Below are 16707 nucleotides of genomic sequence, written 5' to 3' on the forward strand. Positions count from 1 at the left end.
CCCTGCCGCAGCCAGAATCGGTGCATCACCACGATGTTCCGATGAAAGAGGTCAGCCTTCTGGAGATGATCGGCCGCTCGCTGGCCAAGGTGGCGGCTGGGGCGGGGGTGGCAGCGCTGCTGCTGTGGCTGACCTACGTGATGCTCGACGTCGGGCACATGCAGTCAGGGTTCACCCTGCCGGAGTCCAGCTACTGATGCTGGCGTTGCTGCTCACAGGGGGGCTGTTCGCTGCGCTTCAGCTGTGGTGGATCGGGTCGCTTCTGCAACGCAACAGGCGCCGGCGCGGTGGAGAACCACTGAGCAGTCAGGCCTTCCGCCGGGAGTTGGAGCGGATCTTCCACGAGAGCGCCTGAACGCTGCGATGGTCCGGAAGTTCTCAGCGCGGCGCTGAACTCACCAGAAGTCCGTCCTTCGGCGAAGGGCTGGGGATCAGCTGAAGATCGAGATCCTGTCCGGGAACAAGGCTGAAGCGGACCCGCTTGAGCAGACCCACCGTCATCAGACGGAGCTCCAGCTCCGCCAGGGCCTTGCCCAGACACACCCGTTCACCACCACCGAAGGGAAGCAGCATCTGCTGGGAGGACCCATCCAGGTGGCGCTGCGGCCGGAACGTCTCCAGGTCTCCGGCACCCTGACGGTTGGAGGCGGCCAGGGCGACCTGAATCACCCGTCCAGCAGGAATCTCCACATCCGCCAGGCCGATCGGTTCGATGGTCTGCCGGAAGAAACCACCCACCGGAGGGGTCATCCGCATCACTTCACTGCTGAGGGCCTGCAGCCGTGGCGCCCGGCTGGGATCGAAGGCTGAGGTGGGATCGCCCTGCGGTGGCCAGGTGAGTTGATCGAGTTCCTCATCCAGCCAGGGCATCAGTTCCTGATCCAGCAGCAGGGCCCGCATCAGGCAGCTCAGCGATGAGGCGGTGGTTTCATATCCGGCAAACAGCAGCAGCAGCAGCTGTTCAACGAGATCCTCATCCGTGAGTGGCAGGCCGGCTTCATCCAGGCCTCCGCTCAGCAGATCCAGGCCTCCCCTCCCGCCATCCGCTTCCTGAAGCACCGTCTGCAGGCGTTTCAGCAACCTGCTGCGTGCCGCCAGAGCCCTGGCGAAAGGACTGCCGGGAGCAGCCAGTGGAACGGAGAACAGCGCTTTCGTCCAGATCTCGAAGTCCGTGAACAGAGCATCGCGGTCGTCTTCGTCGAGACCGAGCACCGTGGTGGCGATCACCGCAAAGGCGAAGCGGCGCATGCGTTCGGCCAGAGGAACGGCCGTTTCCGACTGCAGCAGTTCGTCGGCCAGCCCGTCGACCATCGCCACGATCGATGGGCTGTAGCGCCGCAGGGCGGCGGAGGCGAACAGCTGACCCACCACGCGACGGCGCGCTTTGTGGGCGGCACCGTTGCGGTTGGCCAGGGAACGGCTCCCAAGCAGCGTCTGGACGCTCTTCGGCCACCAGCCCTGAACGGCGTCGGATTGATCGAACAGATCACGGATCGCCTGCTCTCCCCGGATGAACACCAGTCGCTGACCGATCAGTGTCGTCTCAAAGACATCGCCGTATTCATGGAATCGTCGCGATGCGAAGTCCGGATCCCGGAAGAAGCCAAGCGCTTCAAGGATGCCGGTGACGGCGCCGGTTGTCGGGAGCGGACGAAGGGTTCCGGTCACAGAGCCATCAGGTTCGGAACAGCTCTTCCACCATGCCTCGGTAGCCTTTGAGGGAGGCACCCGGGCGGCGTTTCCGTCTCACCAGCGTCTGACCGGGGAGCAGATGGTCCGGAGCGAAGGTGACCAGATCGGGTGGTGAGGCACTCTCCTGTTCCTCAGCCAGTGACCGGGCGATCTCCTCGGCGGTGGTTGGCGTGACATCACGCTCCTCGACCATCGCCACCGCAGCGGGTTCGGGGTCGCGGATCGGGCTGGGAGCCATCGGACGCGCCGCTGTTCGCCCTGCTGACGGCCAGAGGAACAGCACACTGAAGGCGAGCGCCGCCAGAGACGTGATGGTGCCGGTCAGTCCAAGCGCCAGACCCTGAAAGTTCCAGAGCAGGCCTGATGCTGCGAGACCCAGGGTGCCGAACGTCGCCAGCAGGGATCCGATCAGGGATGCTTCAGGGCGCTTCAGGCGGATCGGTTCAGACAGGGTTGGCTGGGTCTGCGGTTCGATCACCAGCACCGGCTCCGGGGGCAGGGGGCGCAGCAGCACAAGACTGATGGCGACGAGCACCAGGGAGGCGACGGTGCCGCCCAGTCCGTAGAAACGGCCCAGAAAGTTCCAGACGATGCCGGATCCGGCGATGCCAAGAACTCCGGCGGCGGAAAGAGCGATGCCCGCAAGCAGGCCGAGACGGGTCTTCACGGGTTCAGTTGCTGTTGGATCGGGTAGCGGCGTAGGCCACGGCGCCTCCGGCGATCACCGTGAGCAACCCGCTGGTCAGCAGGAATCCCACGAGCATGGCGAATCCGAGCACGCTTCCCAGCAGCGACATCTTGAGGCGAAGCAGTTTCGACTTCATCAGAAGCACGAGCAACAGCACCACCGTGGCCTTGAGACCGGCGATCTTGGCGGCGCTGATCGGGCAGAAGGGATTGGGAAGCAGCATCGATGGATCCCGGAGCGCCGTGAGTCTGGCGAAGGGGGACCATCAGCTGTGACGTTGAAGACGGTCAGCTGCGTCCTGATCTGGAACAGTGAGAGTGATCACCAGTAACGAAGCCGTGACCAGCTACCTGAACAGTGTTCGTGTGATCGTGAAGCAGGGCTGCGAAGAGCAGTACCTCGACAAGGTGCGTGCGTGGGTGCGTCCCGAGGGGATGACCTCAAACCACATGGCACGGATCGGAGAACGGCGGTATTGCTTCGTCGGCCTCTGGGACAGCGAGGACGCTCTGATGGCCGGTCGTTCCAACATGATTGAACATCTGAACAGCGTCCGGGATTTCCTCGAGGAGATTTCCCCGGAGCTGGGGGTGACAGACCCGGTCTCAGGTCCTGTCGTGATCAGCATGGGCTGAGTCTCAGCTCTGCAGACCCGCCACGGTGTGCTTCAGGTCAGCGATGTCCAGCAGACCGTTGACATCGAACCAGGGTGCCGTGGCCCAGTCGAATCCCTCCCCGAAGGTGCTGTCCGGAGCTGTCACATACCAGTGGCAATCGACGTCCGGTACGTCAACGGCGCACTGGGACCAGTCGTCCTGCCACTGAGGCACCTGAACCCAGAGGAGGGCGACGGCGACGATCGAGAGCAGGCTGCGAATCATGGGTCCCAGTCGTGTGCGCAGAACCTACCAGTGTTCTGCGCATCTCCGCGAGGCGGGATGGCGGTGGTAGGAGCGGGTGTCCTTTTCCAAGAACCGATGACCTTCTTGATGCATTGGCAATTCAAGACCGGCTACCACGAGCAGGCAGCCCGTCGTTTCATGAGCACCGGCGCTCCGATGCCGGAAGGGTGCAGCTCCTGGACGCGCTACCACGCCCCCGGATCCGTCGAGGGCTGGATCATCGTTGAAACGGATGATGCCGGCGTCTGTTACGAGCACGCCGCCGAGTGGGCTGAATTCCTGAACTGGACGGTCACTCCGGTTTTCCCTGATGAGCAGGCCGGAGCACTGATCTCGAAGGTCTACAGCTGAACGGCTGATTCAGCGTTGACGCTGAGCTCTCCTGCAGGGCTCAGCGCCGGCGGTTGCGGGAGCGCTGCTTCAGCTTGCGCTTGTACTTCTCAACCGGAGTCTCGTGGTGCCGGATGCGGCGCAGATCGGAGAAGATTCCAGCCTTAGCGACCGACCGCTTGAAGCGGCGCAATGCGGATTCGATGCCTTCGTTCTCGCCGACAGTGACCTGACTCATCCGTTCTCCGAGGAAGAGGAGCAAAAAACCACTTTACCAGCAGCACCATTGCCATGTCTCTGAGGCTGACCGAGCATCCGGGCAACGCTTCTTCGATGGTCATGGCCAAACTCGGTCAGGTGTCCCTGAAACGGATTCATCAGTTCGGTACCGAGGGTGATCCCGCACTGATCCGTTGGCACAAGACCGCACTCAACGCCCTGATGCGCCGGTTTCAGCTGGGCACATATCCACTGTTATGGATCTCTTTCGCGAAGGGGGTGGCGGTGACCCTCGCTGTTCAGCGTCTTCTGGGTTGAGGCCAGGCCTCCGATCATCAAGAATTCCGTCGTTCGGTTCCCATCCCTCAGCGCAGACGAAGATGCTGCAGCGATGGGATTGACTCACTGCCCCCTCTGCATCGGTCTGGCGCTGCTCTGTGCCGTCCGGTTCACGGCTCACGGCCTGATGGCTTTTCAGTTCAGCAGCCTGCGATCCAGCCCCGCGCTCGACTGAAGCTGGGTTGGGTATTTGCACTCATGCCGCCGAAACGGTCACGACGGCCACGGAATGTGAACTAATATTAATTACTGTCAGGGCATTCAATGCCGACGTGATGGAACTGCTGATTGCAGCCGCTGTGTTCATTCCTTTCTCAGCATTGGTAATGAATGCATTTGCCGGTGATTCCGAAGACGATTACGACTTTCTGTGATGGAAACCAAACTTCTCGCTCTGCTCACGTTCGGTGCTTCCGTGATGACCCTCTGGGCCTGGATGACGGCGAATGTCGGTCGATCCGAGCGTTGATCACAGGCTTTCATCACAAGCGCCTGTTTCATTCCGCTGACGGAATCTGACCTGCGCATGCCATGCATCCCCCGTTGATTCTGTAGGGAGCAAGATGTCCTCGGAGACAACGGGTTCCGCGGAAGAATTTCACCGCTCCCAGTTCACGGGCGTGAGCATCTGTCAGCGGCAGTTTGAGCCAGGCGTCTGGAATGCTTCCCTTCAGATCCAGACGGTTCTGCTGTGCTGCACGGCGTCGTTCCAGTTCTTCTCGATCATTCTTGGCGCAGACTCCTTCCACCTGCCTCTCGCGGGAACAGTTCTCGCAGGCTGTGACGGTGGCTTTGCGGCGAGTTGTGTTGTGGGACAACTTGTCGCTCGGTACCTCCCGTTCACAGCCGCAGCTGCAGCGACACCACCAGTAGGCGTTTCCCCCGCGGGAACGGCGTTCGGATGGCCGGACGACCGTGAGCTGTCCGTAGACCTCACCGATGCGATTGCGTGGGCGCGATGGCATATGGCATGAACCCGATGGATTCAAGGAACCACCCAGATCATGCCGAATCCCTGTCGTCTCGCTTACAGGAACCATGCGTTTGACTCACCGTGAATCGCCGATCCCCGATGGCCTCGACCTTCTTTCATGTGCAGCACGAATTTCGTGCCGGTAAAGCTCAGCAGTGGTGGGACACCGCCCAGAAAGCCCAGGCTCCCGGTGGTGGCTGGGATGAGGCTGTGACGACCAACCTTGAGGCCGGCTTCTACAACCACAGCTTCAATCCGATCGCCCCGGAGGGTCCCTGTTTCTGCATCTGGGAAGTTCGCGAGGGGATCACCCCAGAACAGTTCCAGGCGTTCATCGATGGCCCCAACGGTCCAGACTTCGGCCTCGGCGCGATGATGAACATCTGCCGTGAAATCAATCTCGAGCTCGCCGGCGACACGCCCTACCCGCGTAAGTTCGCCTGATCAACCGTCTTCCGTTGATCCGCGGAGCTCGGCGAATTTGGCTGCCATGGTCGGGTTGCGACGGGTCAGCTTCTTGATCGATACATCCTGCGCTTTGTCATTGGCAAGGCGCAGATTGTTGTCGGCACCGATCAGCGCGTCCTTGGTTTTCTGCAGGTGGAGAATTGATTTGTCGATCTCGTCGATTGCGGTCTGGAACCGTCGGCGTGCCAGATCCGTGTTGCGGGAGAAGTTGTTCCGGAACGAGTCCAGTTCATTTTCGAAGTTGGTGATGTCGATGTTCTGCGCTTTCACCAGTGCCAGCTCGGCCTTCACCTCCAGAGACTTCATGGCAGCATTGCGCAGCAGGGTGATGAACGGGATGAAGAACTGGGGCCGGATCACATACGTCTTGCCGTACCGGTGTGAGACATCGACGATGCCGGAGTTGTACAACTCACTCTCCGGCTCCAGCAGTGAGACCAGCACGGCGTACTCGCAGTTCTTCTCGGTGCGGTCCTTGTCGAGTTCCTTGAGGAAGTCTTCATTCTTCTTCTTGGTGGCTGTTGTATCGGCTTCGTTCTTCATCTCGAACATGATCGAGATGATCTCATTGTTGGCCTCATCCTGATCTCGGAAGATGTAATCCCCCTTGCTGCCGCTGCGGGCGTCGTTGTCTTTCTCGAAATATGCCCTGGGGAAGGCGGCAGCGCGGATGCGATTGAATTCCGTTTCGCAATGCTGCTCGAGGGTTTCGCCGACCATCTTGGTGGACAGCCGCGCTTTCATATCCCGCAGGCGTTCAATCGCCTGATCGCGATCCTTGATCTGCCGTTCGTAACTGTCCTTGAGAGATTGTTCTTCCAGCTGATGTTTCAGCTGGGTCTGGTCGAGAACGTTCCGCAGGGCATCGCGCTCCTTCTCAACGCCGCTCACCGCTTCGTTGATCGCCAGCTTCCGTGCGACCCCACTGGAATCAAGCTGTGCCCTGAGGTCTCGCAGCTCACCCTCTTTCTGGAGTGTGATCGCCTGAAGGTCCTTGGCAAACTTCGTCTCCGCCAGTCGTGCTGCGGTGGCATGACTGTCCTTGAGTTGCTGCAGTTCCCCTGCAATCATGTCGCGCTGCCTCTCCGATGTGGTGACGGCTTCTGCAATCGCCAGTTGTTGAGCGAGATCTCTGGCATCCAGGGACGCTTTCAGATTCTGGATTTCTGCATCCTTTGATGCGGCGATCTTCTGCATCTCCGTGGTTACTTTCTGGGCTGTGATTTCCACAGCAGCCTGTTTCTCCCTCTCCGCCAGCGTGAGTCGTTCCTGCAGCTGTTGTTCGAAATCCCGATCTCTAACCTGTTTGAGGATGTCGGCATACCCTGCCTCGTCGATCTTGAATGCCGTTCGGCAATGGGGGCAGATGATTTCATTCATTTGTGTATTTTCCTGTAATCAGGTTTCTGTCTGTGAAGGCATTTTATCGAGACTTTGCTAGCTGTTCATCAATCGCCCTTTCCTGCCATGTGTGTGCTCACCTCCTCCTGGTCCGCACTGATGGCCGATCCCAGAGCGCTTATGGAAACGCTGATCATCGTTGGCTTCGTGGCTTTCGCGACGGTGGGCTTTCTGGCTGGCCTCCGGGAGATGGCCAGCGATCTGCGTCGTTTCCGGCGGGCCAAGGTCTGAGTCCGCAGGGGTGATCAACCCTCGAGCGCAGCGTCCAGCTCCATCAGCCGGCGGGCGTTGACGCCCAGGTCGGAATCCCCGAGTCGTGAGATCGAACGGGCCTGCACTTCCTGCCCCTCCTTGAGGCGCAGGAGTTCCAGATCGTCGACGAAACCGAACAGAGCGCTGCTCACCTGAGCATGCAGATAGCCGTCATCCCTCTCCACCACGACGCTGCGGGGCAGGTCTGCGGCAGCCTCCGCCAGTGTCTCGAAACCGGCCTGGGGGTCCGCTGGGTTCCATGAACGGCTGGCGCAGTGGGCGGGACTGGGGCATGGGCTGAGCTGGCCGTTGTGGACACCCAGATCTCCGGGCACCGGACCCACGAGATGGAACAGCATCAGGAGCGGCAGAAACAGGCCTGCGATCAGCTGCATGGACTCATTCCGCTGTCAGGGCGTCCATCATGGGGCTGAATGAGGTGGTTGATCTTGAGCCCTGCCTGGATCCTGGTGGCCTGGACTGTTGTGGCGACAGCCTCGTTCTGGAAGTTCTGGCGCATCACAGGTGCTTACCGCCGCAAGCTGGGTGCGGCGGCTCCGCCATCGGTTTCCGACCGGGAACGGTTGGAGCGCAGCTGGCGCAGGAGCGAGCCCTGACCCCGATCGGAATATTCTGTGAGTTCGAAACGAGCTTGGAATGTGCGCTTCTAAAATGAACTGCTGAAATTTCAATTCTTGCGTTCGACAGAGAATCAGCGGGCTCCATTCCCATCGCGTGCATCGTGTAGGAGTCCCGACATTTCTTCGACGATTCCGATGAAACCCCTCATCGTTGTCGCTGCATTTCACGCCCCGTTTGTTCTGATGGGGGCGCCTGCCCGCTCTGCTCCTCTCACTCCGCAGCAGGTCGCCATGTATCGCCAGTGCCGATCGGTGAACACGCAACGGCCGGAGGAGTTCGCTCACCGATTGTGTGGCTGCGCCGTGCAGGCCTATGAAGCCGGACTTCCCGCTGCAGCGGCGATGGAGCAGTGCTCCGCGTTTGCATCGGGCAACTGATGGCCGCCATGGTTGACAGCTCCACACAATGAAATTGTTGACCTTGGAGCATGTCAATGCTCATCACATTTCAACGATCACAGTCATCATGTGGGCGCCGCGAGTGTCAGGCTTGCTCCGGTCATGGTTATCTCCGAACCGGGCGGAATGAGTTCTGTCATTGCCACCACTGCAATGGCTCCGGGCTTGTGGAGGCGAAACGGCTGACACCCCCTGTCGGCACGGATCCCAGCCTCTGACATCAAGGGGTGATGTGCCTGAATGGAACGGTGGGAGCTTTCATCGATGCCAGAGCATCGGTTCCGGGGTGTTGATCTGAATTCCGAGGGACACGTCCGTCTCTGCGAGGCACTCGCCGCTGCTGACGTTCTGTTCTGCTTCGAGGTACGAACCTGCATTCCCGGTGGCGATCCCACCATCTGTCGTCGGCTGGATCTGCTGGTGATCGGCCCGCATTCGCTGCTGAATGTGGAGGTGGATGGAGCCCGTCACAACCGCACCAAGAAACGGGAGTGCGATTACGAGCGTGATCGTCTGCTCAGTCGGCACATGCGCACGCTCCGGTTCACCCATGAAGCGGTTCTTGCGTCTCCGGAGCAAGTGGTGGACTGCATCCAGCGGGAACTGGAGCAGGATGCCCGATCGCTGACTCTGCAGCTCAGCAGACTCAAGGACACACAAGGCGGCTGAGTCAGCGATCCATCAAACGCGTTGCCTGGTGCGTGGAACCGGTCAACAGCGCTTCACCGCGTTGATGAATGGTCCGGGCGTAGTCGGTCCAGGTGCCCTGGCCCCAGTAACGGAAGCAGCTGGTCTCGAGCAGCAGAAGGTGCAGCAAGGCCTCCTGGTAGGCCGGCGTGCCGGTGACGGCCGGGTCTGCGGACACCTGTTGATCGAATGTCTGGTGGAACCGCGCGCTCAGCTGGTTCATCGGCTCCAGAACATTGTCGTAGCCCTGCACCCAGCTGAGGTTGTTGGTCCAGGACGCACCTTCCATCGAAAAACCATCGCCGGCGGCCTGGAGCGAGGCGATGGCGGTCTGGACGGCTTCCGGTGTGGCGGTCTCACCGACCGCTGCCCAGACACGTTGCTGCTGCACCGCCTGGATCACCGGAAACCGGTCGCTGCCGACACCGGCGGCATCGAGCAGTTCCAGGTATTCGCTGCCGTTGATGGCCACGCAGTCGTTGCCGTCGTCCCGGATCCGTTGATTGGCCTGCTGGAAGGCGGAGGGGAACTCATTCATCATCACGCCGCCGTTCTCGCCGTCAGCGATCTGGCTCACCAGCGAAGGGATGGAGATGTCTCCCAGCTGTTGGCGTTGCAGTCCCAGTGCCTCGTAGCAGGGCTGCATCTGGCCGACCAGCTTGGTGTCGGAGCCCTGGGTTTTGATCAGGGCCGTGATGCTCACGATGTCGCCGCTGCTGTTGCGGGCGGTCAGCTGATTCGGCAGGTACTTCTGGCTTTGGCTGAGAGGTTCGCCGCTGAGGGTCTCCACGCTGTGTTCCTGCACCAGCAGCCAGCGGTAACCGCAGTCCTTCAGGGCGCTGATGAATTCGTAGAGGGTGTCCGGGTGATTGGGCAGATGCATCTCCGGTGGCGAGAAGCCCCTCACCCGTTGCAGCGCCTCGGTGCCGAACAGAGCCGCGAACTGATGCTGCCAGGCGCTGATCTGCAGCTTCAGATCAGGGATCGGCGTGGAGGGCGCGACGGCATGGCTCCAGAACGTGCCGAGCCACTCCACATGGCGCTGCATCACCGGATCGCAGGCCAGGTGGCGTAGGGAGGCTGTGATGTCGGTCCGGCCCATTTGCTCCACTCCCCAGAGCAGGTTTCCGGAGTAATCGAGCATGATCCGCGGGTTGCAGCCGTCGCTGATCAGCTGCGGAATCAGATCGGCGAGCCGTCTGTAGCACTGGGCGAAGGGCTCGGCGTTGTGGTTATCCCCCTCCCCCTGGTGCTCGAACATGTACTGAAGGTGGGAGATCAGCGCTCCGTTGCCGCCGGCTGGAATGGTGGGCTGATGCATGTGCAGCGCACAGGCGAAGCCGGATCGGATCCGATCGAGCGCCAGGTTGCTGTGGGCTCGCCAGATCGGGGCGTCCTGCCGCATCAGGGTCTGCAGTTCAGCCTCACGACCGGCGATGGGAGGCAGGGCCGTCATGAGCGCACCCGCTTCACGGCAAGACCGGCTTCCGCCGCCGTGATCCCGGCCAGCACCAGCAGGCCGAGCAGGCCGACGAGCTGGTTGATCGCCTCCGCATCGGCATCGGCACCGCGACCCAGCAGGGCACCGGCCACAAACCAGGCGGTGGCTGCCAGCGAGGTGATCCAGTACTCGCGCCAGCGGCGCTGATACAGATAGCCGGCTCCAAGGCCCGGCACCACATTCAGCAGCACTGCCACCCATCCGGCTGATGCGGCGAGAACCTGTTCGCGGCTGGCCTGGTTCATCGGTGCTCGCATCGGTTCCTGCACTCTGTCGGATCGTCTGGTTCTGCGTGGTTGTCTGGAGGCTGCTGTCGTGCACCCCCCCTGGACCCTGTTCTGATCTGTGGTGTGCTTCTGCTTCTGATGGCCGCCGCGGCGTGCATCGGCCTGCTGATCCTGCAGCTGGGGCTGCAGCAGGTGTTCGCTGTGGCGCCCAAGCTGCAGACGCCGCCAGACGCCGCGCTGCCATCCACCTCCCTGAGTGTGGTGATTCCGGCCTACAACGAAGCCGCCAACATCGGCGCCTGCCTGGCGGCTGTGCTGAGCAGTGAGAGTCCCTGCAGCAGCTGGGAGGTGCTGGTGGTGGACGACGATTCCAGCGATGCCACAACGGAGCTGGCGCTGCGCACGGCCGACGAGCAGGGCGCGAGCGCAGCCGAGGTTCATCTGGTGCAGGCCGGACCGCGACCGGACGGGGAGCGCTGGGTGGGCAAGAACTGGGCCTGTACCCGGGCCATGGAGCAGGTGAGCAGCAGCTGGGTGCTGTTCATCGATGCCGATGTGCGCCTGAAGCCGGATGCCCTGAGACGGGCCCTCGCCCAGGCGATCGATGAGGAGGCGGATCTGTTCAGCCTGGCGCCGAGGCTGGTCTGCGGCTGCCTCGCGGAGTGGATGGTGCAGCCGATCATGGCCAGCCTGCTGGGTCTTGGCTTTCCGATCGTTGCCGCCAATGATCCGGCGTTGTCGGTCGCCTTCGCGGCGGGGCCGTTCATGTTGTTCCGGCGCCGCAGCTATGACGCGATCGGCGGACACCGCGCCCTGGCCGCCGAGGTGGTGGAGGACCTGGCCCTGGCGCGACGGATCAAAGCGGAGGGCTACCGGTTGCGGTATCTGCTCGGTGTCGATGCCGTGGACCTGCGCATGTATGCCGACCTGGCCTCGCTCTGGGAGGGCTGGACCAAGAACTGGTTCCTCGGTCTCGACCGTGATCCACTCCGGGCTCTCGGTGCGGCGGCGGTTGTGGTGCTGATGTTCAGCACCCCCTGGCTGCTGGCACCGGCTGCCGTGGTGCTGCGGTTGGTGCTGCCTGAGCCGGCAGGGCTCTGGTCTGCTCTGCTGGCGCTGGCTCTGCTGGCCATCGTTCAGCAGCTGGTTCTGCGTCTGTGGAACCGCCACCGTTTCGCTGTGCCGCTCACCCACTGGTGGCTGATGGGGGCAGGAGGGCTGCTGGTGGGTGCCATCGGTCCGGTGTCGGTATGGCGGACGCTCACCGGACGCGGCTGGACCTGGAAGGGGCGTCAGCTGGCCTGAACAGCCACGCGCTCCCGCGAAAAGCCATGAAAAAGGGAGGGTTCCCAGGCCCTCCCGATAGTCGACGCATACCCCTCACCGGGGTGCGTTCATCATTCCGCTCAAAGCCGGGAGAGGGTGTAGGTATCGCTACTCATTGCTGTGCCGATTCGCTGACGGCGTCGCTGGGGGGCTGCTTGGCGGTAGGACGGAATCGGACTGAGGGATGCGTACGGATGGCGACTTATCTGGTGACCGGTGCGAACCGCGGCATCGGGCTCGAGTACTGCCGCCAGCTGCAGGCCCGCGGCGACCAGGTGATTGCCGTCTGCCGCCAGAGCTCCCCCGAGCTGCGGGATCTGACGGTGCGCATCGAAGACGGCATTGAACTGAGCAGCGAGCCGGCGATCGCTGATCTGGTGCAGCGCCTCGATGCGCAGCCGCTGGATGGAGTGATCCTCAATGCCGGGATCCTCCAGTCGATGGGACTGGCTGATCTCGATGCGGAGGGCATCCGCCGCCAGTTCGAGGTGAATGCCCTGGCGCCGCTGCTGCTGGCACGGGCGCTTGTGCCGCAGATGCCCCGCGGCTCCAGGCTGGCGCTGATGACCAGCCGCATGGGCTCGATCGACGACAACAGCTCCGGAGGGTCCTATGGATATCGGATGTCGAAGGTGGCACTCAACATCGCGGGCAAATCGCTGGCGATCGATCTGGAGCCGCGTGGCATTGCCGTGGCGATCCTGCATCCCGGGCTGGTGCGCACGCGGATGATTCAGTTCCATCCCAGCGGCATCAGCCCGGAGGAGTCTGTGGCGGGATTGCTGGCACGGATTGATGCGCTGACCATGGAGACCAGCGGCAGCTTCTGGCATGCCAACGGCCAACGGCTGCCGTGGTGATTGATCCCGTGATGAGCGGAACCTGCCGTGGGCTTTGATCCACGCGACTGGTCGCGCGCGTCACGGCCACGTCAGGAGCGGGTCACCAGCAACGTGGAGGCGTTGCTGGCGGAGAACGATGCGCTGCGGCGCGAGGTGATGCGGCTCACCCGTGAGCTGGACCTGCTGCGTCGGCCCCAACACCAACCGCCGGTCGCTGATCCCGCGCGGATCAGTCGTGAGCAGGTGTTGCAGTGGGGTGAGGCTCTGGCCGGTCAACCGGGTTGGAGCGGTCTGCGTCAAGCTGCGCTCGAGGCGTTGATCGTGCGCCTCAACCGCCTCGGTTTCCCTGGGCATCTGACGCTGCAGCAACGGCTCGACCGGTTGGTGAGCGGTCTGGGCACGGATCTGCTGTCGGCGGTCGGCGGGAAGGCGACCAAGAAGTCGACGGCTGTTCTGGCGGCCTTTGCTCTGTACGGCGTGCGGGCCAGTGAATGGCTGGATGAGGATCCGAAACGGGTGGTGCTGGATCTGCAGCAGCAACTGCAGCAGAGCGAGGCCCGCCGTCGTGGGCGCCGGACGCGCACGGATCAGCGCAAGACGGATCAGCGCACGCCCGATGAACCGTGGGGGAGCAGGGCCGCTGCCCTGGCGGTGCTCGGCCTGGAGGCGGGGGCCTCTGCCGAAGCCATCAAGCAGGCCCATCGTCGCCTGGTGAAACGGCATCATCCCGACATGGGGGGATCTGCGGAGGCGTTCCGACGTGTGAACGAGGCCTATCAGCGGTTGATGGCCTGAGCCTTGATCGGGCAGGTGAAGGATGATCAGGGCAACGGATGGTTCGAGATGCCGATCGAATTCGGATTTGTGTTCATCGGGGCCGGCATCGCCGTCGGTATCTCTTTTGCGGTTGCGGTTTGGTTTGAGCGCTCGAAGCAGAAGCAGCCTGATCCTTGAGGCCCCAGCTCAGGTGGATTCATAATTGCCGGAGATCTTGATCCGTTTTTGACCCCTGCAGACCGACCTGATGCCAGGCGCAGGACACTGATCTCATCGCTGCAGCTGCGCTACGGCGAGGCACAGAAACGCGGAGATGCCAAAGCCAAGCTGGTGCTGTTCCGAGAAGCTGTCTACCTCGGCATACAACCCCAGCTGTTTACCGACGACCACTGAATCGGTGCAACTGTTCCAATCACTCTGGGGCTGGGATGATTCTCTGGAAGCCGCCTTGGATCGTGCCGCGAGCCAGGGATTCGACGGCCTGGAATGCAACATCGACCATGCCTGCATGGAACCACTGCCGCCTGATGAGGTGCGGCAGCTGTTCCTCGCCCGTGGGAACCCGCTGATCCTGGAAATCACCACCGGTGGCGGGTACACACCCGATCTCGCGGATGGCCCCCAGCAGCACCTTGATCAGCTTGTGCGGGCCTTGGATCGTGCCAGGAGGATGGACCCACTCAAGATCAATCTGATCACGGGCAGCGACAGTTGGCCTGAGCCCGAGCAGCATCGGTTCCTGGAAGCAGTTCTTGATCTCACCGAGGCTGAGCCCTGTCCGGTGATGGTGGAGACCCATCGCAGCCGCAGTCTGTTCAACCCCTGGCAGATGCCGGTCTGGCTCGAGCGTCATCCGCGGTTGCGGCTCACGGCAGACCTGAGCCATTGGTGTTGCGTTGCCGAACGATTGATGACGCCCGATCTGATTCCGATCCAGGTGATGGCTGAACGGGTCGATCACATCCATGCCCGGATCGGCCATGCCCAAGGGCCTTCGGTGAGCCATCCCTTCGCGCCGGAGTGGGCCGATGCGCTGGAGGCCCATCGTCGTTGCTGGCAGCTGTTCGTGGATGCCGTCGGCACATCGGCTCAACCAGTCACGATCACCCCCGAGTTCGGACCGGACGGCTACATGCCCTTGCAGCCCTTCAGCGCAGAACCGGTGGCTGATATCGCGGCGATCAATTCGGCGATGGCGGGTTGGCTTCGCTCCGCCCTCCATACGCCCAGCAGCTGAGGGATTGGGTCAGCTCATCCGGCAGGTCCCGGCGGTAGACCTCCTGCCAATGCAGGATCCGCTGTTCGAGGGCATGCACCGGACCGGGCACGAGTCCACTGCGGTAGCCCCGCTGGGCGGATTCCACCAGGGCCTGGTCCTCGTCGAGGAACGCCAGTAGCTCCTTCAACCAGACGGTGTTGGCCGCATCCTCTGGCAGTCCAGGTCCGTCGCTGTCTGCCCCTGGAGCGAACAGCCGCAACTGCATGCAGCAGCTGTCGAGGCTGAGGGGAAGAAACTCCAGCAGCGCCAGCCGGCCGTCCGGCCAGGTGATCAGGTGCAGCCACGGGGGCAGGCCGAAGGTGTGAAAGCAACCGCCATCGGCGTGGGGCGTCACCAGCAGGTTCACCAGGGCCGTGGTGTGGTGGACGTAATCGCGCACCGGCCCCTGTTCGCGATGCAGCGTCGTCGGATGGGCCACGGCGACGTGGTAGTCGTCGAGGGTGTTGTCGTGGGCGATCTTCCAGTTGCAGCGCAGGGTGCGCTGCAGGATCCGCACCTGATGGAGGGGCTGTCTCCAGAGGTCAGCCACCCGTTGATGCACCAGGTCGAGCTGCTGCTCCAGGGGCGTCACCGCCGGGGTGAGTGCGACCCAGATCAAGGGTCCATCCTCTCGGCAGGGCAGGGATGGGAGCGGCCAGTCCTGGCGTTGGAAGGGGGGATCGAAGCCCTGTTCGCGGGCAGCGGCCAGCAGCTCCCCTTGCAGGGAGTAGGTCCAGCCGTGGTACGGGCAGATCAGGCGACGGCAGGCGGTTGCTCCGTCGCGTTCGTGCTGGAGGGCCACGCCGCGGTGGGGGCAGCGGTTGTGAAAGGCGCGGGGGGTTCCGTCATCGGCTCGGGTGAGCAGAAGCGGCTGATTCAGCAGGGTGAGCGCCAGGCTGTGGCCGGCCGGCAGGGCCGATCCAGCGGTCAGTGGATGCCAGTAGCGCTGGGCGTAACCGCTGCAGTCCCAGTGATGCACCTGCGGATCGGTGTAGGCCTGGGCCGGCAGAAACCGCTGCGGGGACGCCATCACCCGATGGTTGGCTCCAGTTGACGCAGGCTTGTGGCCAGGCTGCGGCGCAGCTGCAGGAAATCACTGCTGAGGCGCAGCTGATCCAGATCGCTTTTATCCAGGATCACGTCGAGCGAGCGGATGATCCGGCCGGGGTTCGGTGCCAGCACGTGCACGCGCTGGGCCAGCACCAGAGCTTCCTCCACGTCGTGGGTGATCAGCAGCACGGTCAGTCCGGTGCGTTGCCAGAGATTGAGCAGGAAGTCCTGCATCGTTTCGCGGATTTGCAGATCCAGAGCCCCGAAGGGTTCATCGAGCAGCAGCACGCTGGGATTGGTGGCCAGGGCGCGGGCGATGGCCACCCGTTGCTGCATGCCACCGGAGAGTTCCCGCGGCAGTTTGGTGGCGGCATCCTGCAGACCCACCACCTCGAGGAAATAGGCGGTGCGATCGCGTACGTCGTTCGATGTCATGCCTTGCAGCCGCATGCCGAAGGAGACGTTGTCGGCGGCATTCAGCCAGGGGTAGAGGCTGTATTTCTGAAACACCATGCCCCGGTCGGGGCCGGGCCCTTGAACGGTGGATCCATCCACGTGAATCGAGCCGCTGCTGGGGTGATCAAGGCCGGCGATCAGCCGCAGCAAGGTGCTTTTGCCGCAGCCGGAACTGCCGACGAAGGTGACGAACTCACCGGATTGCATCGAGAAGTTGATGTCCTCGAGGACTGTTTTGTCGCCGAACTGTTTGGAGAGATTCTTGACCAGCAGTTCCAT

General features: G+C 62.6%; 30 protein-coding genes. 18 read left to right on the plus strand and 12 right to left on the minus strand.

Translation table 11 applies throughout. From position 1 onward, the window contains the following. Positions 1-41 precede the first annotated feature (41 nt). Both KR49_RS14130 and KR49_RS14135 read left to right on the plus strand, forming a co-directional pair. A complete protein-coding gene (locus KR49_RS14130) occupies positions 42-197 on the plus strand; it encodes a hypothetical protein (protein WP_173402104.1) in 156 nt (51 codons plus the stop codon). Next, positions 197-355 carry a hypothetical protein gene (locus KR49_RS14135; protein ID WP_173402105.1) on the plus strand — a complete coding sequence of 53 codons (159 nt, stop codon included), beginning with the start codon at positions 197-199 and terminating at the stop codon, positions 353-355. The genes KR49_RS14130 and KR49_RS14135 overlap by 1 nt, the downstream gene beginning before the upstream one ends. Before the next feature lie 23 nt (positions 356-378). On the opposite strand, the gene KR49_RS00665 is transcribed toward KR49_RS14135, so the two are convergent. Genes KR49_RS00665 through KR49_RS00675 form a run of 3 tightly spaced genes read right to left on the minus strand, consistent with a single transcriptional unit; the run spans position 379 to position 2603 of the window. Then, positions 379-1668 (minus strand): cytochrome P450, encoded by a 1290-nt coding sequence (locus KR49_RS00665; protein ID WP_043690678.1) that lies wholly within the window; start codon positions 1666-1668, stop codon positions 379-381. 7 nt (positions 1669-1675) lie between these two features. Further along, a complete protein-coding gene (locus KR49_RS00670; RefSeq protein WP_052378114.1) occupies positions 1676-2359 on the minus strand; it encodes a hypothetical protein in 684 nt (227 codons plus the stop codon). 4 nt (positions 2360-2363) lie between these two features. After that, positions 2364-2603, minus strand: coding sequence for a hypothetical protein (locus KR49_RS00675; protein ID WP_043690681.1), 240 nt, complete (start codon positions 2601-2603; stop codon positions 2364-2366). A 94-nt stretch (positions 2604-2697) separates the two neighbouring features. Here KR49_RS00675 and KR49_RS00680 point away from each other — a divergent pair, with 94 nt between their 5' ends. Next, complete coding sequence (locus tag KR49_RS00680) at positions 2698-3015, plus strand: hypothetical protein (protein WP_253912779.1); 318 nt, start codon at positions 2698-2700, stop codon at positions 3013-3015. A gap of 3 nt (positions 3016-3018) precedes the next feature. Here the strand turns inward: KR49_RS00680 and KR49_RS00685 are convergent, their stop codons facing one another. Further along, positions 3019-3261, minus strand: coding sequence for a hypothetical protein (locus tag KR49_RS00685; protein ID WP_043690684.1), 243 nt, complete (start codon positions 3259-3261; stop codon positions 3019-3021). Between the two features lie 96 nt (positions 3262-3357). Between KR49_RS00685 and KR49_RS00690 the strand changes: the two genes are divergently transcribed. Next, positions 3358-3633, plus strand: coding sequence for a DUF3303 domain-containing protein (locus KR49_RS00690; protein WP_043690687.1), 276 nt, complete (start codon positions 3358-3360; stop codon positions 3631-3633). Positions 3634-3673: 40 nt separating this feature from the next. On the opposite strand, the gene rpsU is transcribed toward KR49_RS00690, so the two are convergent. Then, the gene (rpsU, locus tag KR49_RS00695) at positions 3674-3850 is read right to left on the minus strand and encodes a 30S ribosomal protein S21 (protein ID WP_009790002.1); all 177 of its coding nucleotides are present in this window, start codon (positions 3848-3850) and stop codon (positions 3674-3676) included. Between the two features lie 101 nt (positions 3851-3951). Here rpsU and KR49_RS00700 point away from each other — a divergent pair, with 101 nt between their 5' ends. The 3 genes from KR49_RS00700 (at position 3952) to KR49_RS00710 (ending at position 4544) form a co-directional block, all read left to right on the plus strand. Next, entirely contained in the window at positions 3952-4149 is a 198-nt protein-coding gene (locus tag KR49_RS00700) for a hypothetical protein (RefSeq protein ID WP_043696379.1), read from the plus strand. Between the two features lie 73 nt (positions 4150-4222). Further along, positions 4223-4345, plus strand: a complete 123-nt coding sequence (locus tag KR49_RS14445; RefSeq protein ID WP_255475596.1) for a hypothetical protein — start codon at positions 4223-4225, stop codon at positions 4343-4345. Between the two features lie 7 nt (positions 4346-4352). Next, a complete protein-coding gene (locus tag KR49_RS00710) occupies positions 4353-4544 on the plus strand; it encodes a hypothetical protein (protein ID WP_043690692.1) in 192 nt (63 codons plus the stop codon). Between the two features lie 123 nt (positions 4545-4667). Here KR49_RS00710 and KR49_RS00715 read toward each other — a convergent pair whose 3' ends face one another. After that, positions 4668-5135: a hypothetical protein gene (locus KR49_RS00715; protein ID WP_043690694.1), complete on the minus strand. Its 468-nt coding sequence runs from the start codon at positions 5133-5135 to the stop codon at positions 4668-4670. A 107-nt stretch (positions 5136-5242) separates the two neighbouring features. Here KR49_RS00715 and KR49_RS00720 point away from each other — a divergent pair, with 107 nt between their 5' ends. Continuing rightward, positions 5243-5587, plus strand: a complete 345-nt coding sequence (locus tag KR49_RS00720; protein ID WP_043690697.1) for a hypothetical protein — start codon at positions 5243-5245, stop codon at positions 5585-5587. Here KR49_RS00720 and KR49_RS00725 read toward each other — a convergent pair whose 3' ends face one another. Next, positions 5588-6991 (minus strand): DUF2130 domain-containing protein, encoded by a 1404-nt coding sequence (locus KR49_RS00725; RefSeq protein WP_043690700.1) that lies wholly within the window; start codon positions 6989-6991, stop codon positions 5588-5590. A 93-nt stretch (positions 6992-7084) separates the two neighbouring features. Between KR49_RS00725 and KR49_RS14065 the strand changes: the two genes are divergently transcribed. Continuing rightward, the gene (locus tag KR49_RS14065) at positions 7085-7243 is read left to right on the plus strand and encodes a hypothetical protein (RefSeq protein ID WP_162176144.1); all 159 of its coding nucleotides are present in this window, start codon (positions 7085-7087) and stop codon (positions 7241-7243) included. 14 nt (positions 7244-7257) lie between these two features. On the opposite strand, the gene KR49_RS00730 is transcribed toward KR49_RS14065, so the two are convergent. Beyond that, positions 7258-7659 (minus strand): DUF1499 domain-containing protein, encoded by a 402-nt coding sequence (locus tag KR49_RS00730; RefSeq protein WP_043690703.1) that lies wholly within the window; start codon positions 7657-7659, stop codon positions 7258-7260. A 54-nt stretch (positions 7660-7713) separates the two neighbouring features. Between KR49_RS00730 and KR49_RS13655 the strand changes: the two genes are divergently transcribed. From KR49_RS13655 to KR49_RS00740, 3 genes are all read left to right on the plus strand, one after another. Next, on the plus strand, positions 7714-7881 hold the full coding sequence (locus KR49_RS13655) for a hypothetical protein (protein WP_186485772.1): 168 nt from the start codon (positions 7714-7716) through the stop codon (positions 7879-7881). A 159-nt stretch (positions 7882-8040) separates the two neighbouring features. Next, positions 8041-8283, plus strand: a complete 243-nt coding sequence (locus KR49_RS13660; RefSeq protein ID WP_156957055.1) for a hypothetical protein — start codon at positions 8041-8043, stop codon at positions 8281-8283. Positions 8284-8568: 285 nt separating this feature from the next. Further along, the gene (locus tag KR49_RS00740; RefSeq protein ID WP_162176148.1) at positions 8569-8973 is read left to right on the plus strand and encodes a DUF559 domain-containing protein; all 405 of its coding nucleotides are present in this window, start codon (positions 8569-8571) and stop codon (positions 8971-8973) included. Position 8974: 1 nt separating this feature from the next. Here the strand turns inward: KR49_RS00740 and KR49_RS00745 are convergent, their stop codons facing one another. Continuing rightward, positions 8975-10447: a glycosyl hydrolase family 57 gene (locus tag KR49_RS00745; RefSeq protein WP_043690712.1), complete on the minus strand. Its 1473-nt coding sequence runs from the start codon at positions 10445-10447 to the stop codon at positions 8975-8977. Continuing rightward, the gene (locus tag KR49_RS00750; protein WP_043696381.1) at positions 10444-10737 is read right to left on the minus strand and encodes a hypothetical protein; all 294 of its coding nucleotides are present in this window, start codon (positions 10735-10737) and stop codon (positions 10444-10446) included. The genes KR49_RS00745 and KR49_RS00750 overlap by 4 nt, the downstream gene beginning before the upstream one ends. Positions 10738-10857: 120 nt before the next feature. Here KR49_RS00750 and KR49_RS00755 point away from each other — a divergent pair, with 120 nt between their 5' ends. From KR49_RS00755 to KR49_RS00770, 6 genes are all read left to right on the plus strand, one after another. Continuing rightward, positions 10858-12024, plus strand: coding sequence for a glycosyltransferase family 2 protein (locus KR49_RS00755; protein WP_052378278.1), 1167 nt, complete (start codon positions 10858-10860; stop codon positions 12022-12024). Positions 12025-12239: 215 nt separating this feature from the next. Beyond that, a complete protein-coding gene (locus KR49_RS00760; RefSeq protein ID WP_043690715.1) occupies positions 12240-12905 on the plus strand; it encodes an SDR family oxidoreductase in 666 nt (221 codons plus the stop codon). A gap of 27 nt (positions 12906-12932) precedes the next feature. Next, entirely contained in the window at positions 12933-13682 is a 750-nt protein-coding gene (locus KR49_RS00765; protein WP_043690717.1) for a J domain-containing protein, read from the plus strand. Between the two features lie 3 nt (positions 13683-13685). Next, positions 13686-13841, plus strand: coding sequence for a hypothetical protein (locus tag KR49_RS13665; RefSeq protein WP_156957056.1), 156 nt, complete (start codon positions 13686-13688; stop codon positions 13839-13841). 48 nt (positions 13842-13889) lie between these two features. Then, positions 13890-14057, plus strand: a complete 168-nt coding sequence (locus KR49_RS14140) for a hypothetical protein (RefSeq protein ID WP_173402106.1) — start codon at positions 13890-13892, stop codon at positions 14055-14057. A 4-nt stretch (positions 14058-14061) separates the two neighbouring features. Further along, positions 14062-14901 carry a sugar phosphate isomerase/epimerase gene (locus tag KR49_RS00770; RefSeq protein WP_043690719.1) on the plus strand — a complete coding sequence of 280 codons (840 nt, stop codon included), beginning with the start codon at positions 14062-14064 and terminating at the stop codon, positions 14899-14901. On the opposite strand, the gene KR49_RS00775 is transcribed toward KR49_RS00770, so the two are convergent. Next, positions 14846-15952 (minus strand): aromatic ring-hydroxylating dioxygenase subunit alpha, encoded by a 1107-nt coding sequence (locus KR49_RS00775; RefSeq protein ID WP_052378115.1) that lies wholly within the window; start codon positions 15950-15952, stop codon positions 14846-14848. The two genes, KR49_RS00770 and KR49_RS00775, sit on opposite strands and share 56 nt — an antisense overlap. Further along, positions 15952-16707 (minus strand): ABC transporter ATP-binding protein, encoded by a 756-nt coding sequence (locus KR49_RS00780; protein WP_043690721.1) that lies wholly within the window; start codon positions 16705-16707, stop codon positions 15952-15954. Before KR49_RS00780 ends, KR49_RS00775 begins: the two co-directional genes overlap by 1 nt.

The organism is Synechococcus sp. KORDI-49, from assembly GCF_000737575.1.
GTDB lineage: Bacteria > Cyanobacteriota > Cyanobacteriia > PCC-6307 > Cyanobiaceae > Parasynechococcus.

Bases quoted from the DNA above. Each gene is read 5' to 3' on its own strand.
- KR49_RS14130 (WP_173402104.1), top strand. From the start codon at position 42: ATGAAAGAGGTCAGCCTTCTGGAGATGATCGGCCGCTCGCTGGCCAAG.
- KR49_RS14135 (WP_173402105.1), top strand. From the start codon at position 197: ATGCTGGCGTTGCTGCTCACAGGGGGGCTGTTCGCTGCGCTTCAGCTG.
- KR49_RS00675 (WP_043690681.1), bottom strand. From the start codon at position 2,603: ATGCTGCTTCCCAATCCCTTCTGCCCGATCAGCGCCGCCAAGATCGCC.
- KR49_RS00685 (WP_043690684.1), bottom strand. From the start codon at position 3,261: ATGATTCGCAGCCTGCTCTCGATCGTCGCCGTCGCCCTCCTCTGGGTT.
- KR49_RS00690 (WP_043690687.1), top strand. From the start codon at position 3,358: ATGACCTTCTTGATGCATTGGCAATTCAAGACCGGCTACCACGAGCAG.
- rpsU (WP_009790002.1), bottom strand. From the start codon at position 3,850: ATGAGTCAGGTCACTGTCGGCGAGAACGAAGGCATCGAATCCGCATTG.
- KR49_RS00700 (WP_043696379.1), top strand. From the start codon at position 3,952: ATGGCCAAACTCGGTCAGGTGTCCCTGAAACGGATTCATCAGTTCGGT.
- KR49_RS14445 (WP_255475596.1), top strand. From the start codon at position 4,223: ATGGGATTGACTCACTGCCCCCTCTGCATCGGTCTGGCGCTGCTCTGT.
- KR49_RS00715 (WP_043690694.1), bottom strand. From the start codon at position 5,135: ATGCCATCGCGCCCACGCAATCGCATCGGTGAGGTCTACGGACAGCTC.
- KR49_RS00720 (WP_043690697.1), top strand. From the start codon at position 5,243: ATGGCCTCGACCTTCTTTCATGTGCAGCACGAATTTCGTGCCGGTAAA.
- KR49_RS00725 (WP_043690700.1), bottom strand. From the start codon at position 6,991: ATGAATGAAATCATCTGCCCCCATTGCCGAACGGCATTCAAGATCGAC.
- KR49_RS00730 (WP_043690703.1), bottom strand. From the start codon at position 7,659: ATGCAGCTGATCGCAGGCCTGTTTCTGCCGCTCCTGATGCTGTTCCAT.
- KR49_RS13660 (WP_156957055.1), top strand. From the start codon at position 8,041: ATGAAACCCCTCATCGTTGTCGCTGCATTTCACGCCCCGTTTGTTCTG.
- KR49_RS00740 (WP_162176148.1), top strand. From the start codon at position 8,569: ATGCCAGAGCATCGGTTCCGGGGTGTTGATCTGAATTCCGAGGGACAC.
- KR49_RS00745 (WP_043690712.1), bottom strand. From the start codon at position 10,447: ATGACGGCCCTGCCTCCCATCGCCGGTCGTGAGGCTGAACTGCAGACC.
- KR49_RS00750 (WP_043696381.1), bottom strand. From the start codon at position 10,737: ATGAACCAGGCCAGCCGCGAACAGGTTCTCGCCGCATCAGCCGGATGG.
- KR49_RS00755 (WP_052378278.1), top strand. From the start codon at position 10,858: ATGGCCGCCGCGGCGTGCATCGGCCTGCTGATCCTGCAGCTGGGGCTG.
- KR49_RS00760 (WP_043690715.1), top strand. From the start codon at position 12,240: ATGGCGACTTATCTGGTGACCGGTGCGAACCGCGGCATCGGGCTCGAG.
- KR49_RS00775 (WP_052378115.1), bottom strand. From the start codon at position 15,952: ATGGCGTCCCCGCAGCGGTTTCTGCCGGCCCAGGCCTACACCGATCCG.
- KR49_RS00780 (WP_043690721.1), bottom strand. From the start codon at position 16,707: ATGGAACTGCTGGTCAAGAATCTCTCCAAACAGTTCGGCGACAAAACA.